Origin of the sequence: Myxococcus dinghuensis (assembly GCF_024198235.1) — a bacterium.
GTDB lineage: Bacteria > Myxococcota > Myxococcia > Myxococcales > Myxococcaceae > Myxococcus > Myxococcus dinghuensis.
In genome coordinates, this window is sequence record NZ_JAKCFB010000035.1 from 50,256 (window position 1) to 70,864 (window position 20,609).

A 20,609-nucleotide genomic window follows, 5' to 3' on the forward strand; every position below is an offset into this window, starting at 1 on the left:
CCTCAGGGCGCGGTGGCGCCCGGGGTCTGCCCTCCCAGGTCGAAGCGGCTGACGACGGGGAAGTGGTCGGAGGTGTTGTACCGGTAGTTGGTGATGGCCGGCTCCAGGACCGTCGTCGAGTCGGGGAGGTAGTCGGCGCCGAGCTCGTTGCTGACGAGCTGGTGGTCGATGAAGTCCCCGTGGCTCGCGGTGCTGCTGACGCCCTGGCGCGCGAGGGCCTCCGTCGTGAACAGGTAGTGGCCCGGGTCCTCGACGAAGTTCCGATAGGGCGACTCCCGGGGCTCGACGCGCTCCGGGTCGAAGACGATCGACGCGTCCACGTCGTCATTCCAGTCGCCCAGCACGATGACCCGCTGCGTGGGGAGGAGGGTGTCCAGATACTCCTTCAGTGCGGCGGAGGCGGCGGACCGGCGCGAGTAGTCCGAGGAGGTGATGTCCGCCTTCATGTGGAGGACGATGGCCGTCACGTCCACGGTGGCGTTGCGCCGCTGGATGCGCAGGTCCAGCTTCAAGGGAGGCCGGCCGGCGAACAGGAAGCCCTGCTCCGTGAGGATCAGCTCCGCCTTCAGCACCCGCACCGCGTTCGACTTGAAGAGGATGCCCACCTTCTGGTCGGTGCTGGAGTAGTAGCTCGCGCCGCCGGGAACCTGGGCGCTGTTCGCGAGGAAGCCGTCGTAGCCCGGCAGCACGGCCTTCAACGTGTTGAACTGCGTGGTGCCGACGATCTCCACCAGTCCCCAGACATCGACGCCGGCCTCGGAGATGACCTTCTGGACGTTGGTGAGTTGGAGTGCTTCGTCGGTGGGGCCATTCCCCATGTCGCCGAACCACTCGATGTTCCAGTTCCCCACCGTGAGCGGGAAGCTGCGCTGGCCGTCCGGGCGCAGGACCTCCAGCTCCACCGGCACGTCGACCCGGGCCCCGCTGCCGTCCTGGACGGCCAGGGTGAACGCGTAGGTGCCGGCCGTCCGGGGCTGGCCGGTGAGGCGGCCGGTCTGGGTGAAGGTGATGCCCGCGGGCAGGGTGCCTGTCTCCAGCTTCCAGGTCAGGGGCGGCTGGCCCCCCGTCGCCGTGAAGGCGTGCTCGTAGGCGCTGCCCGAGCGGGCGCTGGTGACCGCGGTGTCGACCACCTCGAGCCGGGGGTAGACCTTCAGGGGATAGGTCCGGGTGTCCTCGTCGCCCTCCGCGTCCCGGACATGGACGACGAGGTCGTAGTCGCCGGCCTCGGTGGCGGGCCCCACCAGGCGGCCCTCGGCCGTGAAGAAGGAGAAGCCGGGCGGCGGATTCACCGTGTACGCCAGGGGCCGCTTGCCTCCCGCGACCTCGAAGACCGCCTCGTAGCCGACGCCGACGCTGGTGGGCCTCAGCTCGAGGTTCGACAGCCACGGGCCGTCGTCGCTGGCGCGATTGCTGGGGCAGGCGGACAACAGCGCGAGGACGGCGATGGCGCCCACCCATCGCGCGGGGGTGCCACCGGGCGACCGGCGGGCGGCGTGTCGCGAGAGGGACGGGGGCGGGGAGGGGACTTCGTTCTTCGAGAGGGGGCGACTGCTGCGAGCCATCCTGAGGCCTCGACGCGTGGGGGCGTCGTCCCCGAAATGCAATCGGAGGGTCCGATTCACACTCCGCCGGACGACGCGTGGTGGTCGGCGGCAAGGTCCTCCATCCGCCGACGCACGGCCTCACGTGGCGGGCATCGTCCCATCATGATTCCATCACGATTCTGTTGTATCTCAGTGGCGAATTTGGGACTCCCGGATCCATTGGGCGTCGTGTCGGACTCCAGGGGGGGCCTGCGCGTACGGCCCTCCCTCGGGCGGCGGGGCCAACCGTACCCAGCGCGCACCGTCGATGGCCGCGAGCCCCAGGTCCTCCGTCTTCGGGCTCGGTGGATTGAGTCCGCGCTTCTGCCCGGCGCATGATGTCGTGCCCCGTTGAGGGCCGCCCTCCGGCGGCGCGAGGGGCCTCGACCCAGGGAGGCATCATGCGGAACCTCGTGGCACGTGTGGTGGTGATGTCGGCGGTGGCGTTCGCGGGCGCTGCGCCGGCTGCGGGCAAGGCCGGTGCGCCGGGGGTCGCGGTCAAGCCCCTCACGGAGCAGGACCTGACGGACCACGCGGGGGCTGGCTGTTCGCTGGGGAAGGGGAGCTCGGTCTACCTGTTCGATGACTTCCAGCAGGCCGTGGTACGGGTCGATGGGAAGGTCTTCGAGCTCAAGCCGAGCAAGGCGGACGCCAACCTCTCCGGCCTCGACAAGAAGGGCGACAGCATCCAGTACGCCGACGCCACCGGGGCGGTCACCGCCGAGGTCGTGATGATCACGAGCAAGACGCTGAAGCTCACCCTGACGAAGGAGGGCAAGACGGCGTCCGTGGAGAAGCTGAAGGTGTCCTGCGGCGACTGAGCCAGGGGCGGGCGCGGCGCGCCAGGGGGCCCCTACCCGAACTGGAACGCCGAGAGGCGAAGCCCCATGAACGTGCCGTTCCACGCCACGGTGCCACGGTCCTCTCCCGCCGCTCCGGCGACGACCATGAGCGGCAGCAGGTGCTCCTCGCGGGGGTGGGCCGCGCGGGCCTGCGGGGCGCGGGCCCAGGCCGTGAGCCGCTGGTCGCGCTCGGCGGAGGCGAGCACGGCGCTCTCCGTCAGCCAGGCGTCGAAGGCCCGGCTGATTTCACGGCCGGGGGCGCCGAACGCCCGCAGGTTGTGGAAGGTCATGCCGCTGCCGATGATGAGCACGCCTTCGTCGCGCAGCGGGGCCAGCGCGCGTCCCAGGGCGAGGTGCTCCGCCGGGTCCAGGCTCTCGAGGAGGGAGAGCTGCACGGTGGGGACGTCCGCGTCCGGATAGGTGAGCTTCAGCGGGACGAAGGTGCCGTGATCGAACCCGCGCTGGGCATCCGTCCCTGTCTCGAAGCCCGCTCCCTGTAGCAACTCCCGGACGCGCGCCGCGAGGCGCGGCTCACCGGGCGCCGGCCAGGTGATGCGGTACGACTCCGGCGGGAAGCCGTAGTAGTCGTAGAGGATGGGCGGGTTCGCGGAGGTCATCACCGTGGGCACCCGCTCCTCCCAGTGGGCGGAGACGACGAGCAGGGCCCTGGGAGGCGTCTTCGGCAGGGTGCGGACGGACCGGAGATAGGCGGCCAGGTCGTCGAGCTCGGCGCGGTCCCCCATCCCGAGGTCGACGAACGGCCACGGACCTCCGCCGTGGGGGACGAACACGACGGGCATGCGACCTGGGGGCGCCTCGGCGGGCTTCGGGGCTTCGTCTGCCTGGGGGCCCGTCCGGGACACCACCTGCGCCACCGCCACCGTGGACGCCGCGAGGACGCCCGCCCCGATCGCCTGACGGCGGGTGAGGCCCGGTCCCTGCTTCTCGTCGGAGGAATCGCCCGTCATGTCGCCCACCTTCCATCGCCAGAGGCCCGCGATGCGCGTCGCCCCGCATCGAACGTCAGGGCGTCGTCGACGAGGCTAACGAGCGACCCGCGCCGTCACAAGCCAGGTGTCATCGCGAGGCAAGCGCGGCGGACGATGCCGAGGTCCCGGCGAAGAGGGGCGGCGCCGGCCGACGACGTGGATGATGGGCGGCGGGTGGCCGGCGCGGGGAGGGGCCCCCGCCCGGTGTGGGGCGGGGGCCGTGCTTCGTCCGCTACGGGCGCTGCTGGGCGAGCAGCCACTCGTAGAGGTTCGGGTCGTGCCACTGATGGTTCGTGACGTAGGCCCGCGTGTAGGCCTCATGGCCGAGGCCGTCGTAGCGCGTCACCTTGGTGGGCGTCGGCGGAGCGCACGCGGAGAGTCGCGCGAGGAAGTCCGTGACGGTCCAGGCCCAGCCGTCGGTCTGCCCGTAGAACTGCCAGACCTTCACGTCCGCCTGGGCGAGGTAGCAGGCGTTGGTCGTCACGTTGTCCCGGTCCGGCGTCCAGATGAGCCCGCCGTAGTGGGCGCCGTCCGTGGGGGCGATCGCCGCGATGCGGTTGGCGTTCTCCTGGGAGAACTCCACGAAGGCGGTGGTGCCGAAGCCCCCGAGCGACAGGCCGGTCAGGTACACGCGCTTGGGGTTGATGCGGTAGCTGGCCATGGCGACGTCGAGGAGCCGCTCGACGTGGTAGGGGTGCCAGCCGGAGGTGTCCGCGGTGATCTGCGGGATGAGCACCACGAAGGACTCCGTCACCCCGTTCACCGTGAACTCGAGCTGGTTGCCGCTGCCGATGTTGGCGGGGAGCGCCGTCTCCAGGGTCCTGGGCAGCTCGGTCGTCCCGTTGCCGCGCTGTCCGGCTCCGTGGAGGAAGACGAGCAGCGGCCACTGACGGTTGGGGTCGGCGTCATAACCGCGCGGCAGGGACTCGTAGTAGCCCAGGGGCCCGTTCCAGAGCTTGGGGACGTTGGTCATCCTGGGCGTGAGCGTCCTGGGCGTGAGCGGGGTGGTGGGGGGCGTGGTGCTGCGCCGGTTCTGGAGCATCCACCGGTAGATGTTGGAGCCCTCCGGCTGGGTCGGGCTCGCGCCCCAGCCGATGATCCAATGGTCCCCGGTCGCGGGGCGCGTGTAGCGGGGCGCGGGGGCCGGGGCGGGGGAGCAGGCGTTGAGCGCGTTCACCGCGCTGTCCGTCGTGCCCACGGCCACCGTGTGGTCATCCACCGCGTGGAACGTCCACACGGGCACGTTCTTCGTCGCCAGGCGGCAGACCTGGGACGCGCCGTTCGCGCTGTAGATGCGCCCGCCGGAGAAGGGGACGATGGCGGCGATCTGGCTGGCGTTCGCGTCCGAGCGCTGCGGGAAGCTCCAGGTGTGGAACGCGCCCAGCGAGAAGCCCATCAGGTAGACGCGGTCCGCGTCCACGCGGAGGTTCGCCTTGGCGGTGTCGATCATCGCCTGCGTGAAGAAGTCCTGCCAGTCGCTGTAGTTGTCGTGCAACTGCGGTATCAGGACGATGAAGGACTCGGTGACGCCGTTGATGTCGAACTCCAGCGGCGCGTTGTCCCGGATGAGGGTCATGTTGCCCAGCACGTTGGGCAGCGTCTCGGGGATGGCGCCCTTCTCGGCGATGCCGTGGTGGAAGACGAGGACCGGCCACTTGCGGTTCGGGTCGGTGTTGTAACCGCGTGGCAGTGACTCGTAGTAGTAGATGACCTTGTTGTTCGAGGTGACGGACTTCTCGGTGAGGGTGCGCTGGAAGGGGGTTCCGCTGCCGGTGCTCGGCACGACGGACACGCTCACGTCGTCGGAGGCGCTCGCGCCCTGGGCGTCCGTCACGGTGAGGCGGAAGACGTAGGTGCCCTGCACCAGGTTGCTCGCGACGAGCGGGCTCCAGGGGTTCTGGTAGAGCCGCGCGGTGGTGGGGCCGGACACCTGGGTCCACACGAAGGTGGTGGACTGCCCCTCCGGGTCGGAGAAGCTCTGCTGGAGGGCCACCGTGTTGGTCGGCAGCGGCACGGTGCGGTCCGCGCCCGCGTTCGCGACCGGGGGCAGGTTGCTCGGCTCGGGCTCCGGCTCCGGCTCGCTGGTGCCGTCCTGCTGGATGACCTCGAGCACGCCCAGGTAGGCGAAGACGGCGCCGGGCTTCATCGCCACGGTGATGTCCAGCGCGCCGCTGGTGGGCACCAGCCCGGTCATCAGGGCGGAGTCGTTGATGTTGTTGCGCGCCTGCAGCTCCACCGTCTGCGCGCCCACGGTGTATTGCGCCGTGCGGTCCGACGTCTGGTCATCCGTCATGCGCGACGCGTAGAAGCGCAATGAGTAGGTGCCGGTCGCGCTCAGCCCGGCGAGTCGCAGCTTCGCCAGGCTGTCGGTGGTGCCCTCGTTGGTCCCGATGAAGAACGTGTCCTGGGTGGCCGTGGCGGGGTAGAGCGTGCTCGCGGTGGTGCCGGCGCCGTTGTAGGCCCCCACCCAGCCCTGCCAGAACCCGTCCGTGATCTGCAGCGACAACCCGGAGCTCTGCCCTCCGGTGTCCACCAGCCCCGTCAACGAGGAGCCCGTCGAGCCGAAATAGAGATTGTTCCAGCCAGGGGTGGCGGATGTCTCCGCGCCGAAGTCGATGAGGAAGCGCCGCTCGGCGGCGACGGCCTCGGATGCGCCCCACACCTGAAGGAGCATCGAACCCACGGCGAACATGGGAAGTCCGGGCAGGGCCCGGCGGAAGATACGCATGATGAAGAACCCTCCTTGGTTCACGGACATGCTATCCAAATTTGACTGCTAGTTCTTGAATTTCTCGTTGTTTCAGTTTCGTGAGACGTCGATGCAGCTGTATCCAAGGTGCCGGAAAGGTGGTTGCTCCGGGCCGCTCGAGGACCGCATGCGTATCCGCTCGTTCGTGTTGGTCGCGTTGGTCGTGGGGTGGGCGTGGCCCGCCGTCGCCGGGGCCGCGCTTTCACCGTTGGGGCCCGTGTCGCCCACCACCGGCCTGGTGCTCCGGGACGAGGTGGTGCGCGCGCTCATCCAGGAGAGCTCGGGAGACCGCATCCACGACGGCGTGCAGCGACTGTCGCTCCTCGCGAGGGATCACCAGGCGGGCTACGCCGAGGCCGCCGAGTGGGTGCGGGGGGCGGCCGTGGCGGCGGGGCTGCGAGACGTCCGGCTGGAGCCCATGGACGTGAAGCCTCAGTGGCGGGCGTCGCGAGGGGAGCTGTGGGTGGCCGGTCCCCAGCGCTACCGGGTGACGTCGCACGCGGAGCTCCCCATGTCGTTGGCGCTGGGCAGCGGCAGCTTCGAGGGCGCCGCCCTGGAGCTGGTCGACGTGGGGATGGGGGCCGTGGAGGCCGACTACGCCGGGCTGGACGTGAAGGGGAAGGTGGTCCTCACGCGCGGCCACCCCTCACCCGTCCTGCTCCTGGCGGTGGCGAAGCGGGGGGCGGTGGGCGTCGTCTCGTCGTACTCGACGCCGCCGTGGAACCAACCCCACCGCATGGATGGGGACTTCCCGGACCAGGTGGGGTGGGCCGTGGTCCCGTCGAAGCTGACGCCCCCGGGCGCCCGGGCGCCGTTCCTGTTCATGGTGTCGGACCGACAGGGCCGCGAGCTCCGTGCCCAGGTCCGCGCGGGGCCGGTGAAGGTGGACGTGAGCGTCGCCACGGAGACCCGGGAGGGGTCCTTCGGCATCGTCAGCGGAGTCATCCCCGGGACGCGCGCGGGCGAGGAGGTCGTGCTGACGGCCCACCTGGACCACTACAAGCCGGGGGCCGACGACAATGCCTCGGGCTCCGCGACGATGCTGGAGATGGCGCGGACCTATGCGGAGCTCATCCGTCGGGGCGCGCTGCCGCCGCCGGTGCGCACCCTGCGCTTCCTGTGGCTGCCGGAGTTCGAGGGCACGCGCGAGTGGTTCGCCGTCCACCGCGACGACCCCGTGCGACGGGTGGCGCAGTTCAACTTCGACATGCTCGGGGCGAGCCTGTCGGGGGCCCACTCGCGCTTCCTGGTGTCCTATACGCCCGACTGGAACGGCAGCTTCGTGAACGCGGTGTCGGAGTCCACGGTGGACTTCATGAACCGCTTCAACGGGGTGCGCTATCCGGCGCGCAAGGACTTCCGCATCGCCTCGCTCACCGGGTCGAGGGATCCGCTCGACGCGCACATGGATCGCTACAGCCGGGGGTCGGACCACCAGCTCTTCAACGACCACGGCATCCCGGGCGTGGCCTTCTCCACGTGGCCGGACGACAACTACCACACCAGCGGAGATCGACCGGAGCTGGTGGACCCCACGCAGTTGCACCGCGCCGCCTTCGCGGGGCTCGCCTCCGTGACGGTGGCCGCCTGGGCCGAGGGGCAGGGCGCCCTGGAGCTGGCGCGACTGGTGTCGGTCCATGGCGGGCGACGCGTGGCGGACGACGAGTTCCGGGTGCGACGCGCGCTGGCCTCCACGTCCGGGGCGGAGCTGCCGGAGGTCTACCGGCTCGCGCGGGCGGCGATCCGCCTGGCCTTCCAGCGCGAGCGCGACGCCCTGCGCTCATGCCAGGCGCTCGGGGCGTCCGCGGCGCCGGTGCAGGGGCTCGTCAAGGCGCAGGAGGCCTCCGAGTCCCAGGCCCTGGCGAGACTGGAGACGGACGTGAAGGCGCGGGGCGTGAGCACGCGCGAGCCGAAGCCCTCCGAGGCGGAGCGCCGCGCTCGCGGCCTCGTGCCCCGGCGCGTGAAGGGACAGGAGCTGGCGTCGTTCGACGAGGTCGTGGGCCGGGGAGGTGCCGAGGATGCGCGGGTGGGGCGCGTGCAGGCGGCCCTGACCGCGGTGGCCGTCGCGCTGCGTGAGCAGGGAGAGAGCGAGCTGCGCTTCTACCAGGGGGCGGATGCCCTCGCGAGCTACGCCGACGGGCAGCGCTCCGTGGCGGACATCCGCGACGCGGCGTTCGCCGAGTACGGATACGTCATTCCGGTGGAGGTGCTCATCGACCTCTTCGCGCTGCTGGAGCGGGGCGGCGTCATGGCGCCGCCCCGTTGAGCCACGTCCCGCGTGAGCCCTGCGCGGCCCGCTCCTGGAGAACGGGCCACGCACGGCGAGGCATCAAGGCGCGGGGACGTCGAGGCCGAAGTGGGCCACGCCCACGGAGGGGATGAGGGTGTCGTCGCGTCCGGCCTCGGCGATGAGGCCGCCCACCCAGAGGCCCTCGGGGGTGACCGCGACGGCGTCGACGCTGATGGCGTTGACGCCCTGGCCGATGGGCACCAGCCGCTCACCGTCGAAGACGAAGGCGTGCGAGGGGCCCCGGTCCTCCGGGATGACCGTCCCCACGGCGACCAGGTGGTCCCCGGTGGCGATCAGCTTGCGGAAGCTGTGGACGCCCCCGGACGAGGCGTCGAGCGGAGGCAGCAGGCCCCGCTCCGGCGTCGCCAACTCGACCCACTCCTTGCCGCTCCAGTGCCCCAGGGTGATGCGTCCCGGGACGGGCAGGCCGTCCATTCCGTATTCCGCGTTGGTGCTCATGAAGATGCCGCGCTTCCCATAGGCGGCCGTGATGACGGAGGTGACCGACCCGGTGCCCAGCGTCTCGAACGTGGTGCCGTTCCAGTGGACGATGCGCTGCGCGACGAGCCGGTTCACGTGGGTGAACTCGCCGGTGGCGACGAACGCGGGATGGTCCGGGTCCGGATTCTCGGGCCGGAGGGCGATCGTGGACACCGGGCCGTCGAAGCCGTCGGCGACCTTCACGAACGCCTCTCCGTCCCAGCGAACGACCCGCACGGAGTCCTCGGCCTGGGTCGCGACCCACGGACGCCCGAGTTCATCCAGCGTCATGTCGGAGATGAAGCCGTGCTCGCGCAGGTCCCCGAGCGAGCGCCAATCCTCTCCCGTCCACGTGAGCACATGCGACTGGGGCACGTCCCAGTCCGTGCACGCGACATAGACGTCTCCGCGCGCGTTCACCTCCAGGTCGGTGCACTCCATGGAGGAAGGCAGCTCACCGAGCGGCGCCCAGCCGGAGTCACCGAAGCGCAACACCGTGCGCGGCACGCGCTCGCCGCCCGCGTGGGAGATGGCGCCCATCGCGTGGACCGCGCACTGGGGGCCTCCCGCCGCGAGCTTGTCCGCGCTGCCGCTCAAGCCGAAGCCGGAGCGGGCGCCCTCCGGCCGCCATTGGCCGTCGCGGAAGGCCGCGAGGCTCTGCGACGACGCGTCCTCGACGCTGGCGAAGGTCCCCGCCAGGTAGAGCGTGTCTCCATCGACGAGGAAGCGCTGGATGGGGACCTCCCACAGCGGGAAGGCGCTGGGGCCCTCGTCGCCGCAGAACAACGGCGAGAACCAGGCGGTGCGGTTGGGCAACGAGGTGTTGGGCCACTTCTCCCAGCCTGACTGGGGTGACCACCGCGCCAGCGCGTTCGCGGGGATTGCCTCCGGATTCGTCCACGCCTTTCCGTTGACGTGGGAGAAGCAGCCACCGACATGGAGCTTGCCCTGCGTGAACGCGAGGTCCGTCACGACGCCGGGGAACTGTCCGGTGCTGACGCCTTCGTCGAGCATCTCCCACTGAGTCCCCGTCCAGCGCGCGATGGAGCCCACGCCGTCCATGCTGAAGTCGTGCGCGAACGTGCCGCCCGCGTAGGGCGTCCCATCGTCACCGAGCGCGAGCGCGTAGACGGCGTTCCCGGGCAACGGGAGGTCGTAGGCCTCCCACGCGGCGCCGTTCCAGCGCGCCACCTTGTTGCTCGAGACGCCACCCACCTGGGAGAAGCCGCCGCCGACCCAGACGGCGTCTCCGTCGACGAGCAGCTCGTAGACGGGGCCGTCCGCGGGACCTCCCGTGGGGAACCTCCACTTCGCGCCATCCCAGATGGCCAGGCCGATGGCGCCGTTGTCCGCGAGCTGGAACAGGCCCGCGACCCACAGCTCGCCCTTCACGAAGGCCATGGTGCGCACCAGTCCCTCGAACGCGCCGATGACCCGCACGCCCTCCGCGGTCGCGAGCCAGACCTCGCCCGACCGTGCTCCGAACGTGTCGTTGGTCGCGAGGGCCAGGGTGCCGTCCTCGTTCGCCGCGACGGCGGAGAAGCCCGAACCGGGAATCGCCTGCGGCCACGCCTTCGACACGGGCTGCCACGTGTCACCGTGACGCTGGATGAGGGGCGGGGTGGCTTGGGTGCCGAGCCAACGGAAGTAGCCCGTCGCCAGGATGTCTCCCGAGGCCGTCTTCGCGAGGTCGTAGATGTGCGGGACGTGGCCGTCCATGCCGGAGACACCCGCGATGGAGAAGCGCGGATCCCACTTTCCTCGTTGAATCACATCCGTCATCTCCGGTGCGCACGAGGCGCCGGCATCGGGTCCTCCCCCGTCGGGCGCCCCCGCGTCCGGCGAGCCCGAGTCCGGCGTTCCGGAGTCGGGCGCTCCCGCGTCCGGGCCGGCGTCCTGGCCTCCTCCCGCATCGGGGGACGGTGGCGTCGGGTCGTCGTCACTACAAGCGGTGAAGAGGAGTCCCGCGAGCAAGAGCGGGGCGATACTGCGCGTCCAGGTGTCGAGCAGAGGTGTACGCATGGGGGGCGCATACGTCTGCAATCGAAAGGCCTGTTCTCGGAATTTGAGATTCCGAGCAGTTGACGGCCATGGCGCGAGGTCGAGGGCGTCGAGGTCTCGGAGCCCTGAGGTGTGATCGCGGGAATCTGAGGCGGAAGACGTGCCGCTGAAGCAGCGCGGCATCACCGCGACCCGTACGCACAGGCGAAGTCACGGTGATGGGATGTCGCGAGGACCACACTCGTCCGGCGGCCACTTCCCGGGCGTGGGGCTCGTGACGACAAAGAGGCCATGACGCGGGCCTTCATCGTCTTGGGTGTCTGGCTGCTGGGCTGCTCTGGTCGGGGGACCTCCTCGCCCGTGGGCGAGGCGCTCGTCTCCGGTGGGGCGGCGCGCGACGTGCTCGTCTTCGAGGGGATGTGTGACGCGTCGGGGGCGGTCGCGCTCGCGGGAGATCTGTTCGTCGTGGGGGACGACGAGGACAACATCCTGCGGGTCTATGACGCTCGACGCGGTGGCGCTCCGATGCGGAGCGTGGACCTGTCTCCGGCGCTGGAGCTGGCCGTGCCCGGGAAGAAGGCCCCCGAGGCGGACATCGAGGCGGCGACGCGGCTGGGGCCGTGGTCCTTCTGGCTCACGTCCCATGGTCGCGACAGCGCGGGGAAGAAGGCGCCCAGCCGCCTGCGCTTCTTCGCCACGGAGGAATCGTCCGAGGGACCGCAGGTGGTGGGGCGACCCTACGCGCGGTTGTTGGAGGATCTGCTCTCCGTCCCTGCGTTGGCCCGCTTCCACCTCGACGAGGCCGAGCGGCGGGCCCCCAAGGCCCCGGGTGGGCTCAACATCGAGGGCATGACGGCGACGGCGGATGGGGCCGCGGTCCTCATCGGCTTCCGGAGTCCCGTGCCGGAGGGGAAGGCGCTGGTGGTCCCGCTGCACAACCCACGGGAGATGGTGCTCGAGGGGACGGCCGCGCGCGTGGGCACACCGCTGCTGCTGGACCTGGGAGGTCAGGGCATCCGCTCCATGTCCTTCTGGCGGGGGCGCTACCTCCTCATCAGCGGAGGCACGGCGGGGGAGTCGACCTCGCGCCTCTTCACGTGGCACGGCGGCGACGACGTCCCGGTGCCGGTGGGGGAGGTGGACCTGCGCGGCTTCAACCCGGAGGCCTTCTTCACGCCGGAGTCCGCGGAGGAGATCCTCCTCCTCAGCGACGACGGCACGCGGTCTGTGGATGGCGTGGCGTGCAAGAAGCTCCGGGAGCCCGCGCGCAAACGCTTCCGTGGCGTCTGGGTCCGCTTGCCCGAGCGCACCTGAGTCGCGGGCGCGGGATGGCGGACCCGCTCAACGCGTGTAGGCTGGCGGACGTATGCAGCTCGCCATTCCCCATGCGCCTCGAAAGGTGCGACTGACGCAGGTGCCCGGTGCGGTGGGGCGCCTCGCGCGCGACGCCGTGCTCGGACTCATCTTCATGGCGCTGCTCGGCGCGGGCGCCATGTGGGTGGGGCGCTTCTTCGTGGAGGAGCAGGGCTTCATCGCCCGCGCCGAACCGGTGGACGGCGTGCTGGCCACCACGCGGCTGCCGCCTCCCGGACAGCGGGACGGCGCCGAGGCGTCGCTGTCGGTGCTCTATGTCTTCCAGGACGTGGAGCACACCGCCACGGACGTGAAGACCTTCGCCGAGTACGCCGAGGGGCTGGGGCAGGGCGCCACGGTGCAACTGCTGGTGGATCCGAAACACCCGGACCGTCCGCGCGAGGCGGGCTATGCGCGCAGCCGCGCGATGAAGGTCGGGTGGCTTCCCTGGGGGCTCGCCCTGGGCGCGCTGCTCGCCGGGCTCGTCTTCGCGCGGGAGGCCCGGCGCATCATCCGGTCGGAGGTGGAGCCGCTGCGAATGGGCGCCCTGGTCTGGCTGACGCCGGACGGGCCGCTGCCGGAGAGCCGGGGCGAGGTCGTGTTCCCGGCACATTACTTCCGACAGGACGTCAAGAACGAGGTCCGCGCCCGCGTGAGGCCCGGCCGTGCCCCGGTCCGCAACGGGACGAAGGTGCTGGCGGCGGTGATTCCGCGCGAGCCCGGCTGGGCGCGCGTCATCGATCAGGACCTCGCCAACGTGCTCGGGTGGATGCGCTGACGGGGACCGGGACGGGCGAAAAGTTGCCGGTGACCTGGGGCCATGTGACACACGCCTGTAGCTCCCAGTTCAACCGAGGTCCTCCATGCGCCGTCTCCTCGCTCTCGTGCTGCCAGTGCTGCTGCTGCTCGCTCCGGGCACAGGTGCGGCCGCGAAGCGCGACGAGGCGGAGGAGGCCTACCAGGGCGCTCGCAAGGCCTACTACGCGCTGAAGGACGACTCGGCGCGGCGCAAGCTGCGGCACCACTGGCTGAACGTGGTGCAGAAGTTCGAGGCGGTGGCTCGCAACCACCCCAAGTCCACGCGCGCGCCGGACGCCCTCTTCACCGCGGGCGAGCTGCTCCAGGAGTTGAGCCGCATCTCCTTCGTCGAGGAGGACCTCCGGGCGGCCATCGCGGACTACGACAAGCTGCGCACGGACTTCCCGAAGCACCGGCTCGCGGACGACGCCGCGCTCGCGCTGGCGCGCATCCACGTCCACCGGTTGGACCACCCGGAGGACGCGCGCCGCGTGCTGACCGACTCGCTCGCGCAGATGACGAAGGGCGACCAGTTGTCGGAGATGAAGGCGCTCCTGGCCTCGCTGCCGCCCTCCAAGAACGTCCCCGCGAAGAAGCCGGCCGCGCCCACGAAGGCTCCGGCGGTCGAGGAGAAGGCCACCGCCGTGGCCCAGGCCGAGCGCCCGACGTCCGCGCTGGTGGGGGCCATCGAGCGCCTCGCGCGCGAGCCGTCCCCCATGCTTCCCCGCCTGGACCCGGAGGCGTCCGCGAAGGCGCCGGCCGCTCCCGCCACGGAAGAGCCCAAGGGGCTGGACGCGGCGGTGGCCGCCGCGCTCGCGTCGAAGGAGGCCGCCGCCTCCAAGCCCCCGGCGACGCCCGCTCCGGCCAAGGCGCGCGAGGAGGCTCCGTCGAAGGTGGAGCCCGTGCTGGTCGCGGAGAAGTCCGCGCCGGTGAAGGAGCCGGTCGCCAAGGTGAGCGCGCCCGTCGAGCCGCCGAAGCCCATCACCCGGCCGGTGGACGACGAGGTGGCGCAGGCCCGGCTGAAGGCGGTGGCGAAGCAGTCCCGCCGCGCGGAGCTGACGCTGGCGGAGCAGTTGGGGCTCAAGGTCCGCCGCGTGGTCATCGACCCGGGGCACGGCGGGCACGACACGGGCGCCATCGGCAAGGAGGGGACGCGCGAGAAGGACGTGGCGCTGTCCATCTCCCTGAAGCTGGCGAACCTGCTGCGCGAGCGTGGCCTGGAGGTCGTGCTGACGCGCGAGGATGACCGGTTCATCCGCCTGGAGGACCGGGCGCAGTTCGCGAACACGGAGCGCGGGGACCTGTTCATCTCCGTCCACTGCAACGCCGCGGTGAGCCGCAAGCTGCGGGGCATCGAGACGTACACGCTCAACACGTCGGCGGACCGCTACTCCATCCGCCTGGCGGCGCGCGAGAACGCGTCGTCGGAGAAGGGCATCAGCGACCTCCAGTTCATCCTGGCGGACCTGGCCACCAAGGCGAACACCGAGGAGTCGTCCCGCCTGGCGGACCAGGTGCAGCGCAGCCTCGTGTCGGGCCTGTCGACCAAGTACTCCGACATCAAGGGGCTGGGGCACAAGGAGGCGCTGTTCTACGTGCTGCTCGGCGTGAAGATGCCGGCCATCCTCGTGGAGACCGCGTTCCTGTCCAACCCGGACGAGGAGGAGCGCCTCAAGTCCGCCAGCTACCAGAACGACGTGGCGGAGGCGATTGCCCACGGCGTGGAGGAGTTCCTGGGTGATCGCCGTCGTGTGGCGAAGGTGGACTGAGGGCGTTAGACCCTTCGCCGCGAGGGCCGTGCGGGGTGGGGACGGCCTTCCGGGGGCACCGAGTGACAGTTCCGGAGCCCGGAGGTGTTCATCCTCCCAGCGCTCCTGACGGGCGACCGCCGTCACTCCGCCCTGAAAGGGGAACCCAGGTGTCTTCGATGACCGGAATCAGCCGCTTCGTCGCCCTCGCGATGGGCGCCTTCGCCGCGTGGGCCTCCGCCGCGGAGCCCGTCGCCCGGGCCCCTTCCGCGTTCTTCCTGTCCCGCAGCGAGAACCGCAACCAGGTGCACTACGCCTTGAGGCTGGACGAGGCCTGCCGCCCGGTGGGGGCCAGCCCCGTGCAGGTCTACTGGCGGATGTTGGAGCGGGGCGAGTCGGAGGTGGAGTCGCTCCTCACGGTCGAGCAGCCGGTGTACGGCCTCGAGGACTCGCAGGCCGTCGAGGCCACGGCGGACGGGTGGCGCGTGCGCATCCGGCTGCGTGCCTTCCCCTCGCGCCCCATCGACGTCACCTCCACCCTGGTGAATGGACAGTGCCTGGTGCAGGCCTGGACGCGGGTCGGCCGTGACGTCACCCAGTTGGAGCATGTCTTCGTGAAGACGTCCTGGCCCTTCTCGGTCGACTTCGTGCGGCTGGATGGCGTGGGTCCGGAGGGACAGCCCATCCACGAGCTGGTGCGTGGTTGAGGTGTGATTCCTGACAGACATCCAGGTGCAACTCCATGGCGTGAGGCGCGCGGGGTGTGGTTCGATTCCGCGCTCCCCCTGTCGAGGAGAGACATGCCATGAAGAGCTTCCTGGGTGTGCTGACGGTCCTCGTCGTCCCGGTGCTGGTGGCCTGTGGTGGTGTGACGCAAGACGGAGCCGACGCGCCCGCGCTCCTGGGCGAGGCGTCGAGCGCCCTCGAGCACTGCGAGAAGGTCTGCCCCAACGGGTCGACGGTGGCCTGTGACGGGACGACCTGCACGGTCCACGAGGACTCGGTCGAGTGCGACGGACTCCACAACATCTGCTTCACGCCCACGCCCATCTGCGGCCTGAACGATCGCTGCAGCAAGCTTGCGGGCACGGCGTGTTCGCCGGTGGGGGCCACGCGCAGTTGTTGTCTGATGGGCCACCCCAATCCCAACTGCTACTGCATGCCCACCAAGGTCTGGGCTTGCAGCGCGTTGTGAGCGCCGTGGCGCGTCGCCTCGTCCGCTAACGCGTGGCGCGCGCGAGCAGGAGCGCCGCCGCGAGACAGGCCGCTGTCCGGACGTGATTCCACGCCGTCCAGGTGGCCACGTAGCTCCTCCACTGGCTCGCGGCCTCGGGGCTGGTGGGGGAGAGCGCCGCCAGCAGCTCGTTCCGGGGGACGTTGAACGCGGCCGTCACGACGAAGCCCCCCACGAGGAGCAGGAGGGCGCCGGCGAGGCGTGGGCCCGCCCCCGTCGTGCTCCACGTCCACGGGGTGGACACGGCGAGCAGGAGGCAGACCCCGGTCGTGCCGAAGAACGCGCTCATGAGGCCGCGCTCGAGCGCCGCGACGTTGAGGGCCTGCATGGCCTGGATGCCGCGCTCGGGTGGGAGCCGGGAGAGGCCCTTCATCACGAACGACGAGAAGGCGAAGAAGGTCCCCGCCAGCAGCGCGCTCCCCGCGGCGGCCAGCCACGTCAGCGTGTTCACGGTGGCTTCGAGCATGACCTGCTCCTCTCTCAGAGGGCCGCGTAGGCCCGGGCCAGCTCTCCGACGAAGTCCTCGAAGCGCGTGGGCGTGGAGTTCTCCGGCGTGCGGCCTTGCTGGGGTTGGATGCGTCCCTCGTTGAAGGCGCGCGTCATCGCCACATACAGGTCGGCGAAGGTCTCCGACACCCCCGCCTGGACCAGGGCTCCCACCATGTCCGCGTCGGGGAACCGGACGTACTCGAGGTCGGGACGGCCGATGCCCGCGCCCAGCAGGCGGGTGGCCTCGCGGAGGCTCAGGTCCCTCGGGCCGAGCAGCTCTCGCGCCACGTGGCCCGTCCAATCCCGCGCCAGCATCGCGCGGGCCGCGACCTCCGCGATGTCGCGCGTGGCGATCATGGGGATCGCGAGGTCCGGCTCGATGGAGTCGCCGCTGATGCCCTGGTGCTTGATGAGCCCCAGCACGTCGTGGAGGTTCTCGAAGAACGACACCGGGCGCAGCAGCAGCACGTGCGTGTCCCGCAGCGTCCTCAGGCGCTCCTCCTGGGCATGCAGCGTGGCGAGCAGGCCCGTGCCCTCGCGCAGGTCCGCGCCCAGGCTGCTGAGCGCCACCGCGTGCCGGACGCCGCTGTCCCTCAGCGCCTGGACGATGGCCTCTCCCTTCCGTTGCTGTTCCCGGTGGTAGTCCGGTGACGCACGGTCCATCGGGAGCAGGGTGTAGACCGCGTCCGCCCCGCGGAAGGCCCGCGTCAAGAAGGCGGCGTCGTGCGCCTCTCCCGTGAGCACCTCCGCGCCCAGCTCGGCCAGCGGCGCCAGGCGCTCCGGCGAGCGTCCCAGGGCGCGGACCGGCTGCCCCTGGCGCCGCAGGAGCTCGACGACCTTCTTCCCCGTGTTCCCGTTCGCTCCCATCACGACCAACATGGATTCCTCCCAGGGGATGTCCCCTCGGCAGTGGTTTGCCTGGAATCCAATATCGATTCAGGGAGTGGGATTCTCAATGATGGGGCGTCGCTGGTTCATGCTCGTTCGTCCACGATGCCTGGACGATGCATGGGGCAGGGCGGATACTCGGGGGCATGACGGACCTGATGCCTCCGGTGGATCCGCTCGGCGAGGCGCTGCACTTCCTGCGGATGACCGGGACGTTCTATTGCCGCTCGGAGATGTCGGCTCCGTGGGGGCTGGCGCTCCCGGTGATGGAGGGGAGCCTGATGTTCCACGTCGTGACGTCCGGCCAGTGCTGGCTGGAGGTCGACGACGGCGAACCGACGCTGCTCCAGCCGGGGATGTTCGCGCTGCTGCCGCACGGAAAGGGGCACCGGCTGACGAGCGAGCGGGGTGGGGCCACGCGGCGGCTGGAGGAGTTGCCGGAGGAGCTGGTCAGCGAGCGCTACTCCATCCTGCGTCACGGAGGTGGGGGCGCGCCCACGACGCTCATCTGCGGCGCCGTGCGCCTCGACCATCCGGCCGCACGGCACCTGGTCTCGCTCCTGCCCGCCATCATCCGCGTCGAGCCGTCGGATTCGCCTCGGATGGACTGGCTCCAGAGCACGCTGCGCTTCATGGCCCAGGAGGCGAAGGAGCTGCGCCCGGGAGGGGAGACGGTCATCACCCGGCTCGCGGACGTGCTGGTGGTGCAGGCCCTCCGCGAGTGGATGGCCCAGGACGCGGCGGCGAAGACGGGCTGGTTGGGGGCGCTCCAGGACCGCGAGGTGGGGCGGGCGCTCACGCTCATCCACCGCGAGCCGACGCGGGCCTGGACCGTGGCGACGCTCGCGTCCGAGGTCGCGATGTCCCGCTCGGCCTTCTCCGCGCGCTTCACGCGGTTGGTGGGCGAGCCGCCCATGCACTACCTGGCGCGCTGGCGCATGGCCGTGGCCCACACCACGTTGAAGGAGGAGCGCCCGGGCCTCGCGGAGCTGGCGGCGCGCATGGGCTACCAGTCCGAGGCCGCCTTCAGTCGCGCCTTCAAGCGCTTCATGGGCATCTCACCCGGCGCGGTCCGCCGGGCGTGATGGCTCACTTCGGATAGGAGTCCTTCGCGCGCTCCTTGCGCTCGCGCTCCATCCGCTGCTGCTCTTCCAGGTGGCGATCCATCTCGCCCGCGCTCGCGCGTTGTCGGCGCAGCTCCGCGGGATAGCTCGCGGCGATGAGGGGGGCGAAGTGCGCGAGGGCGTCCCGGAGCTCGGGGAAGGGGACCTCGTCCTTCTCGACCAGGATCGCCCAGGGGTCCGACTGGGAGGCTCGGCTCATCTCGAAGCCGACCCCCTTGGACGCCCAGGTCCCGGGGACCTCGATGAGGACGCTGACGTACTCGCCCATCGTGCAGGTCCTGATGAAGACCGAGTTCGGGTGCTGGCGATGGCCTCGCTTGTCGCGTCGGTGGTACGTGAGCTCGCAGGCCTCGAGGGGCCTCAGTTGCTCCTGGACCTGGGCCAGCTCGGGGAGCCCTCCCACATCGGAGGTCGTCAGGAAGCCGCCCTTCTGGAGGCCGACGCTCACCACGCCTGCGCCGATGCCGAGGGCGATGGTGGCGCACATGATGGCGAGCACCTTCGAGTGGGAGTGCTTGTTGGCGGGCCCCTGCGCGCCGGTGGGCGCCGCCGCGCCGTCCTGCGTCGCGCCGCTCCAGATCAGGGATGCGATGCTGTAGCCCACCACGAAGGCCGCGAACAGCGCGACGCCTTGCAGCACCCCCGACGTGGGCGTGAAGGGCAACACCCCGAGCGTGCTGAGCCACGCCAGGGTCCTGGGCGCCATGAAGCCGCTGCAGGCCATCATCAAGAACAATGCACCCGGGAGGTTCAGGAGGGCCCAGAGCCTGGCGCCCGACGTGCCGGCGCTGGCGCGCTTGCGACGCCACCTCCCGACCCAGAGGCCCAGCAGCAAGGGGACCCACAGCAACAGCACCCCGAGGAACATCGCGGACTCCTGCCGATTCATGGGCTCACCTTGCTTCAAGCCTCATCGAATCCCAAGGAGAGAACGCTGCTTCCCGCCTTCGCGCGAAATGCGAGCGCCCTCGGGCGCGGTGGCGCTACTTCGCCTTGGCGCCACCGGTGCGCGTGAACGCGTCCCGAGCCCGTTGGACCTCCGCCCTGTGGCGCTGGGCCCAGATGGCCAGGTGGGTCACGGGTTCGAGCAGCGTCTGACCGAGCGGGGTGAGGGCGTAGTCCACGCGCAGGGGGACCGTCGGGGTGACGGTTCGCGAGACGAGCCCGTCGCACTCCAGGCCGCGCAGCGTCAGGGTCAGCATGCGTTGGGAGATGCCCTCGATGGTGCGCTTGAGGTCGCTGAAGCGCATCGTTCCCTGGCCGAGGTTGACGATGACCAGGACGCTCCACTTGTCCCCGACGAGGCTCAGGATCTCCCGCGTCGCGACGCAGTCGCTGTCGAAGCGCGTGGTCATCTTCCCATCACCTGGTGACTTCAATGTGCCTCCTTGTCGGGCCGCTGGCCGGGATGCAAGGTAGACAAGGTCACCATCCGTGACCAGGGACACCCCGGTCACGCTTCCCTCGCGAGAATCGTCATGACGACGCCAGACGTCGGCGGTACGGGTCCGTCCAAAGCGCTGTCCAGGGGCTTGTGGAGTGTCCAGGGGTTCTTGTCGCTGCTCTTCGTGGGCACGGCGCTTTGGAAGTTCCTCACGCCGGTTCCCCAGCTCGCCTCGATGATTCCGTGGGCGGGGCAGGTCGCCCCGGGGTTCTTGTATGCGACGGCGGTGGCGGACCTCGCGGGAGGGCTGGGGCTCGTGCTGCCTGGGCTCACGCGCATCAGGCCGGGGCTGACCGTCCTCGCGGCGCTGGGCTGCGCGGCGCTCCAGCTCTCCGCCATCGTCTTCCATTTCTCGCGCGGCGAGGCGGCGAACACGCCCTTCAACTTCGTGCTGGTGGGGCTCTCGCTGTTCGTCGCGTGGGGGCGGTGGGCGCGGAGCCCCATCCTGGCGCGCGCCTCATAAGGGCCCCTGGTCGGGGAGGCGTCGGGCGAGCGGTGGCCCGCTCAGCGCAGCCGGGGGGACCGCCTTGGAAATCGCCGTCGAGCGCGGGATGCTCCACCGGGTCTGAATTCGGGTTGCGTCCCACTGCTTCGATT

The 20,609-nt window shown here is 70.6% G+C and carries 17 protein-coding genes; 9 read left to right on the top strand and 8 right to left on the bottom strand.

Going from position 1 to position 20,609, the window contains the following annotated elements; all coding sequences use genetic code 11:
- Nucleotides 1–2: 2 nt before the first annotated feature.
- Nucleotides 3–1,562 carry a putative Ig domain-containing protein gene (locus LZ198_RS32735; RefSeq protein WP_253976059.1) on the bottom strand — a complete coding sequence of 520 codons (1,560 nt, stop codon included), beginning with the start codon at nucleotides 1,560–1,562 and terminating at the stop codon, nucleotides 3–5.
- Between the two features lie 422 nt (nucleotides 1,563–1,984).
- On the opposite strand from LZ198_RS32735, the gene LZ198_RS32740 reads away from it, so the two are divergent.
- Nucleotides 1,985–2,404, top strand: coding sequence for a hypothetical protein (locus LZ198_RS32740; RefSeq protein WP_253976060.1), 420 nt, complete (start codon nucleotides 1,985–1,987; stop codon nucleotides 2,402–2,404).
- A 32-nt stretch (nucleotides 2,405–2,436) separates the two neighbouring features.
- On the opposite strand, the gene LZ198_RS32745 is transcribed toward LZ198_RS32740, so the two are convergent.
- The gene (locus LZ198_RS32745; protein ID WP_253976061.1) at nucleotides 2,437–3,393 is read right to left on the bottom strand and encodes a DODA-type extradiol aromatic ring-opening family dioxygenase; all 957 of its coding nucleotides are present in this window, start codon (nucleotides 3,391–3,393) and stop codon (nucleotides 2,437–2,439) included.
- Between the two features lie 253 nt (nucleotides 3,394–3,646).
- The gene (locus tag LZ198_RS32750) at nucleotides 3,647–6,142 is read right to left on the bottom strand and encodes a carboxylesterase family protein (protein WP_253976062.1); all 2,496 of its coding nucleotides are present in this window, start codon (nucleotides 6,140–6,142) and stop codon (nucleotides 3,647–3,649) included.
- A gap of 148 nt (nucleotides 6,143–6,290) precedes the next feature.
- Between LZ198_RS32750 and LZ198_RS32755 the strand changes: the two genes are divergently transcribed.
- Nucleotides 6,291–8,429 carry a M28 family peptidase gene (locus LZ198_RS32755; protein WP_253976063.1) on the top strand — a complete coding sequence of 713 codons (2,139 nt, stop codon included), beginning with the start codon at nucleotides 6,291–6,293 and terminating at the stop codon, nucleotides 8,427–8,429.
- 63 nt (nucleotides 8,430–8,492) lie between these two features.
- On the opposite strand, the gene LZ198_RS32760 is transcribed toward LZ198_RS32755, so the two are convergent.
- A complete protein-coding gene (locus tag LZ198_RS32760; RefSeq protein WP_253976064.1) occupies nucleotides 8,493–10,955 on the bottom strand; it encodes an NHL repeat-containing protein in 2,463 nt (820 codons plus the stop codon).
- A 270-nt stretch (nucleotides 10,956–11,225) separates the two neighbouring features.
- On the opposite strand from LZ198_RS32760, the gene LZ198_RS32765 reads away from it, so the two are divergent.
- From LZ198_RS32765 to LZ198_RS32785, 5 genes are all read left to right on the top strand, one after another.
- Nucleotides 11,226–12,248: a DUF3616 domain-containing protein gene (locus LZ198_RS32765; RefSeq protein WP_253976065.1), complete on the top strand. Its 1,023-nt coding sequence runs from the start codon at nucleotides 11,226–11,228 to the stop codon at nucleotides 12,246–12,248.
- A gap of 52 nt (nucleotides 12,249–12,300) precedes the next feature.
- Nucleotides 12,301–13,065: a DUF3592 domain-containing protein gene (locus LZ198_RS32770; protein WP_253976066.1), complete on the top strand. Its 765-nt coding sequence runs from the start codon at nucleotides 12,301–12,303 to the stop codon at nucleotides 13,063–13,065.
- Nucleotides 13,066–13,150: 85 nt separating this feature from the next.
- Nucleotides 13,151–14,854, top strand: a complete 1,704-nt coding sequence (locus LZ198_RS32775; RefSeq protein ID WP_253976067.1) for an N-acetylmuramoyl-L-alanine amidase — start codon at nucleotides 13,151–13,153, stop codon at nucleotides 14,852–14,854.
- 158 nt (nucleotides 14,855–15,012) lie between these two features.
- The gene (locus LZ198_RS32780; protein ID WP_253976068.1) at nucleotides 15,013–15,540 is read left to right on the top strand and encodes a DUF4833 domain-containing protein; all 528 of its coding nucleotides are present in this window, start codon (nucleotides 15,013–15,015) and stop codon (nucleotides 15,538–15,540) included.
- A gap of 98 nt (nucleotides 15,541–15,638) precedes the next feature.
- Nucleotides 15,639–16,028, top strand: a complete 390-nt coding sequence (locus LZ198_RS32785) for a hypothetical protein (protein WP_253976069.1) — start codon at nucleotides 15,639–15,641, stop codon at nucleotides 16,026–16,028.
- A gap of 25 nt (nucleotides 16,029–16,053) precedes the next feature.
- On the opposite strand, the gene LZ198_RS32790 is transcribed toward LZ198_RS32785, so the two are convergent.
- Complete coding sequence (locus LZ198_RS32790; protein WP_253976070.1) at nucleotides 16,054–16,533, bottom strand: anthrone oxygenase family protein; 480 nt, start codon at nucleotides 16,531–16,533, stop codon at nucleotides 16,054–16,056.
- Nucleotides 16,534–16,547: 14 nt separating this feature from the next.
- A complete protein-coding gene (locus LZ198_RS32795) occupies nucleotides 16,548–17,435 on the bottom strand; it encodes an NAD(P)H-binding protein (RefSeq protein ID WP_253976071.1) in 888 nt (295 codons plus the stop codon).
- Nucleotides 17,436–17,590: 155 nt separating this feature from the next.
- Between LZ198_RS32795 and LZ198_RS43285 the strand changes: the two genes are divergently transcribed.
- The gene (locus tag LZ198_RS43285) at nucleotides 17,591–18,529 is read left to right on the top strand and encodes an AraC family transcriptional regulator (RefSeq protein ID WP_267145495.1); all 939 of its coding nucleotides are present in this window, start codon (nucleotides 17,591–17,593) and stop codon (nucleotides 18,527–18,529) included.
- A 4-nt stretch (nucleotides 18,530–18,533) separates the two neighbouring features.
- On the opposite strand, the gene LZ198_RS32810 is transcribed toward LZ198_RS43285, so the two are convergent.
- Complete coding sequence (locus tag LZ198_RS32810; protein ID WP_253976072.1) at nucleotides 18,534–19,457, bottom strand: hypothetical protein; 924 nt, start codon at nucleotides 19,455–19,457, stop codon at nucleotides 18,534–18,536.
- Nucleotides 19,458–19,551: 94 nt separating this feature from the next.
- A complete protein-coding gene (locus LZ198_RS32815; protein ID WP_253976073.1) occupies nucleotides 19,552–19,947 on the bottom strand; it encodes a winged helix-turn-helix transcriptional regulator in 396 nt (131 codons plus the stop codon).
- A 174-nt stretch (nucleotides 19,948–20,121) separates the two neighbouring features.
- On the opposite strand from LZ198_RS32815, the gene LZ198_RS32820 reads away from it, so the two are divergent.
- Nucleotides 20,122–20,475: a DoxX family protein gene (locus LZ198_RS32820; protein WP_253976074.1), complete on the top strand. Its 354-nt coding sequence runs from the start codon at nucleotides 20,122–20,124 to the stop codon at nucleotides 20,473–20,475.
- The last annotated feature ends 134 nt before the right edge of the window (nucleotides 20,476–20,609 follow it).

Excerpts from the sequence above, each read along its gene's own strand:
- LZ198_RS32735 (WP_253976059.1), bottom strand. The coding sequence starts at position 1,562 with ATGGCTCGCAGCAGTCGCCCCCTCTCGAAGAACGAAGTCCCCTCCCCG.
- LZ198_RS32740 (WP_253976060.1), top strand. The coding sequence starts at position 1,985 with ATGCGGAACCTCGTGGCACGTGTGGTGGTGATGTCGGCGGTGGCGTTC.
- LZ198_RS32745 (WP_253976061.1), bottom strand. The coding sequence starts at position 3,393 with ATGACGGGCGATTCCTCCGACGAGAAGCAGGGACCGGGCCTCACCCGC.
- LZ198_RS32750 (WP_253976062.1), bottom strand. The coding sequence starts at position 6,142 with ATGCGTATCTTCCGCCGGGCCCTGCCCGGACTTCCCATGTTCGCCGTG.
- LZ198_RS32755 (WP_253976063.1), top strand. The coding sequence starts at position 6,291 with ATGCGTATCCGCTCGTTCGTGTTGGTCGCGTTGGTCGTGGGGTGGGCG.
- LZ198_RS32760 (WP_253976064.1), bottom strand. The coding sequence starts at position 10,955 with ATGCGTACACCTCTGCTCGACACCTGGACGCGCAGTATCGCCCCGCTC.
- LZ198_RS32765 (WP_253976065.1), top strand. The coding sequence starts at position 11,226 with ATGACGCGGGCCTTCATCGTCTTGGGTGTCTGGCTGCTGGGCTGCTCT.
- LZ198_RS32770 (WP_253976066.1), top strand. The coding sequence starts at position 12,301 with ATGCAGCTCGCCATTCCCCATGCGCCTCGAAAGGTGCGACTGACGCAG.
- LZ198_RS32775 (WP_253976067.1), top strand. The coding sequence starts at position 13,151 with ATGCGCCGTCTCCTCGCTCTCGTGCTGCCAGTGCTGCTGCTGCTCGCT.
- LZ198_RS32780 (WP_253976068.1), top strand. The coding sequence starts at position 15,013 with ATGACCGGAATCAGCCGCTTCGTCGCCCTCGCGATGGGCGCCTTCGCC.
- LZ198_RS32785 (WP_253976069.1), top strand. The coding sequence starts at position 15,639 with ATGAAGAGCTTCCTGGGTGTGCTGACGGTCCTCGTCGTCCCGGTGCTG.
- LZ198_RS32790 (WP_253976070.1), bottom strand. The coding sequence starts at position 16,533 with ATGCTCGAAGCCACCGTGAACACGCTGACGTGGCTGGCCGCCGCGGGG.
- LZ198_RS32795 (WP_253976071.1), bottom strand. The coding sequence starts at position 17,435 with ATGTTGGTCGTGATGGGAGCGAACGGGAACACGGGGAAGAAGGTCGTC.
- LZ198_RS43285 (WP_267145495.1), top strand. The coding sequence starts at position 17,591 with ATGACGGACCTGATGCCTCCGGTGGATCCGCTCGGCGAGGCGCTGCAC.
- LZ198_RS32810 (WP_253976072.1), bottom strand. The coding sequence starts at position 19,457 with ATGAATCGGCAGGAGTCCGCGATGTTCCTCGGGGTGCTGTTGCTGTGG.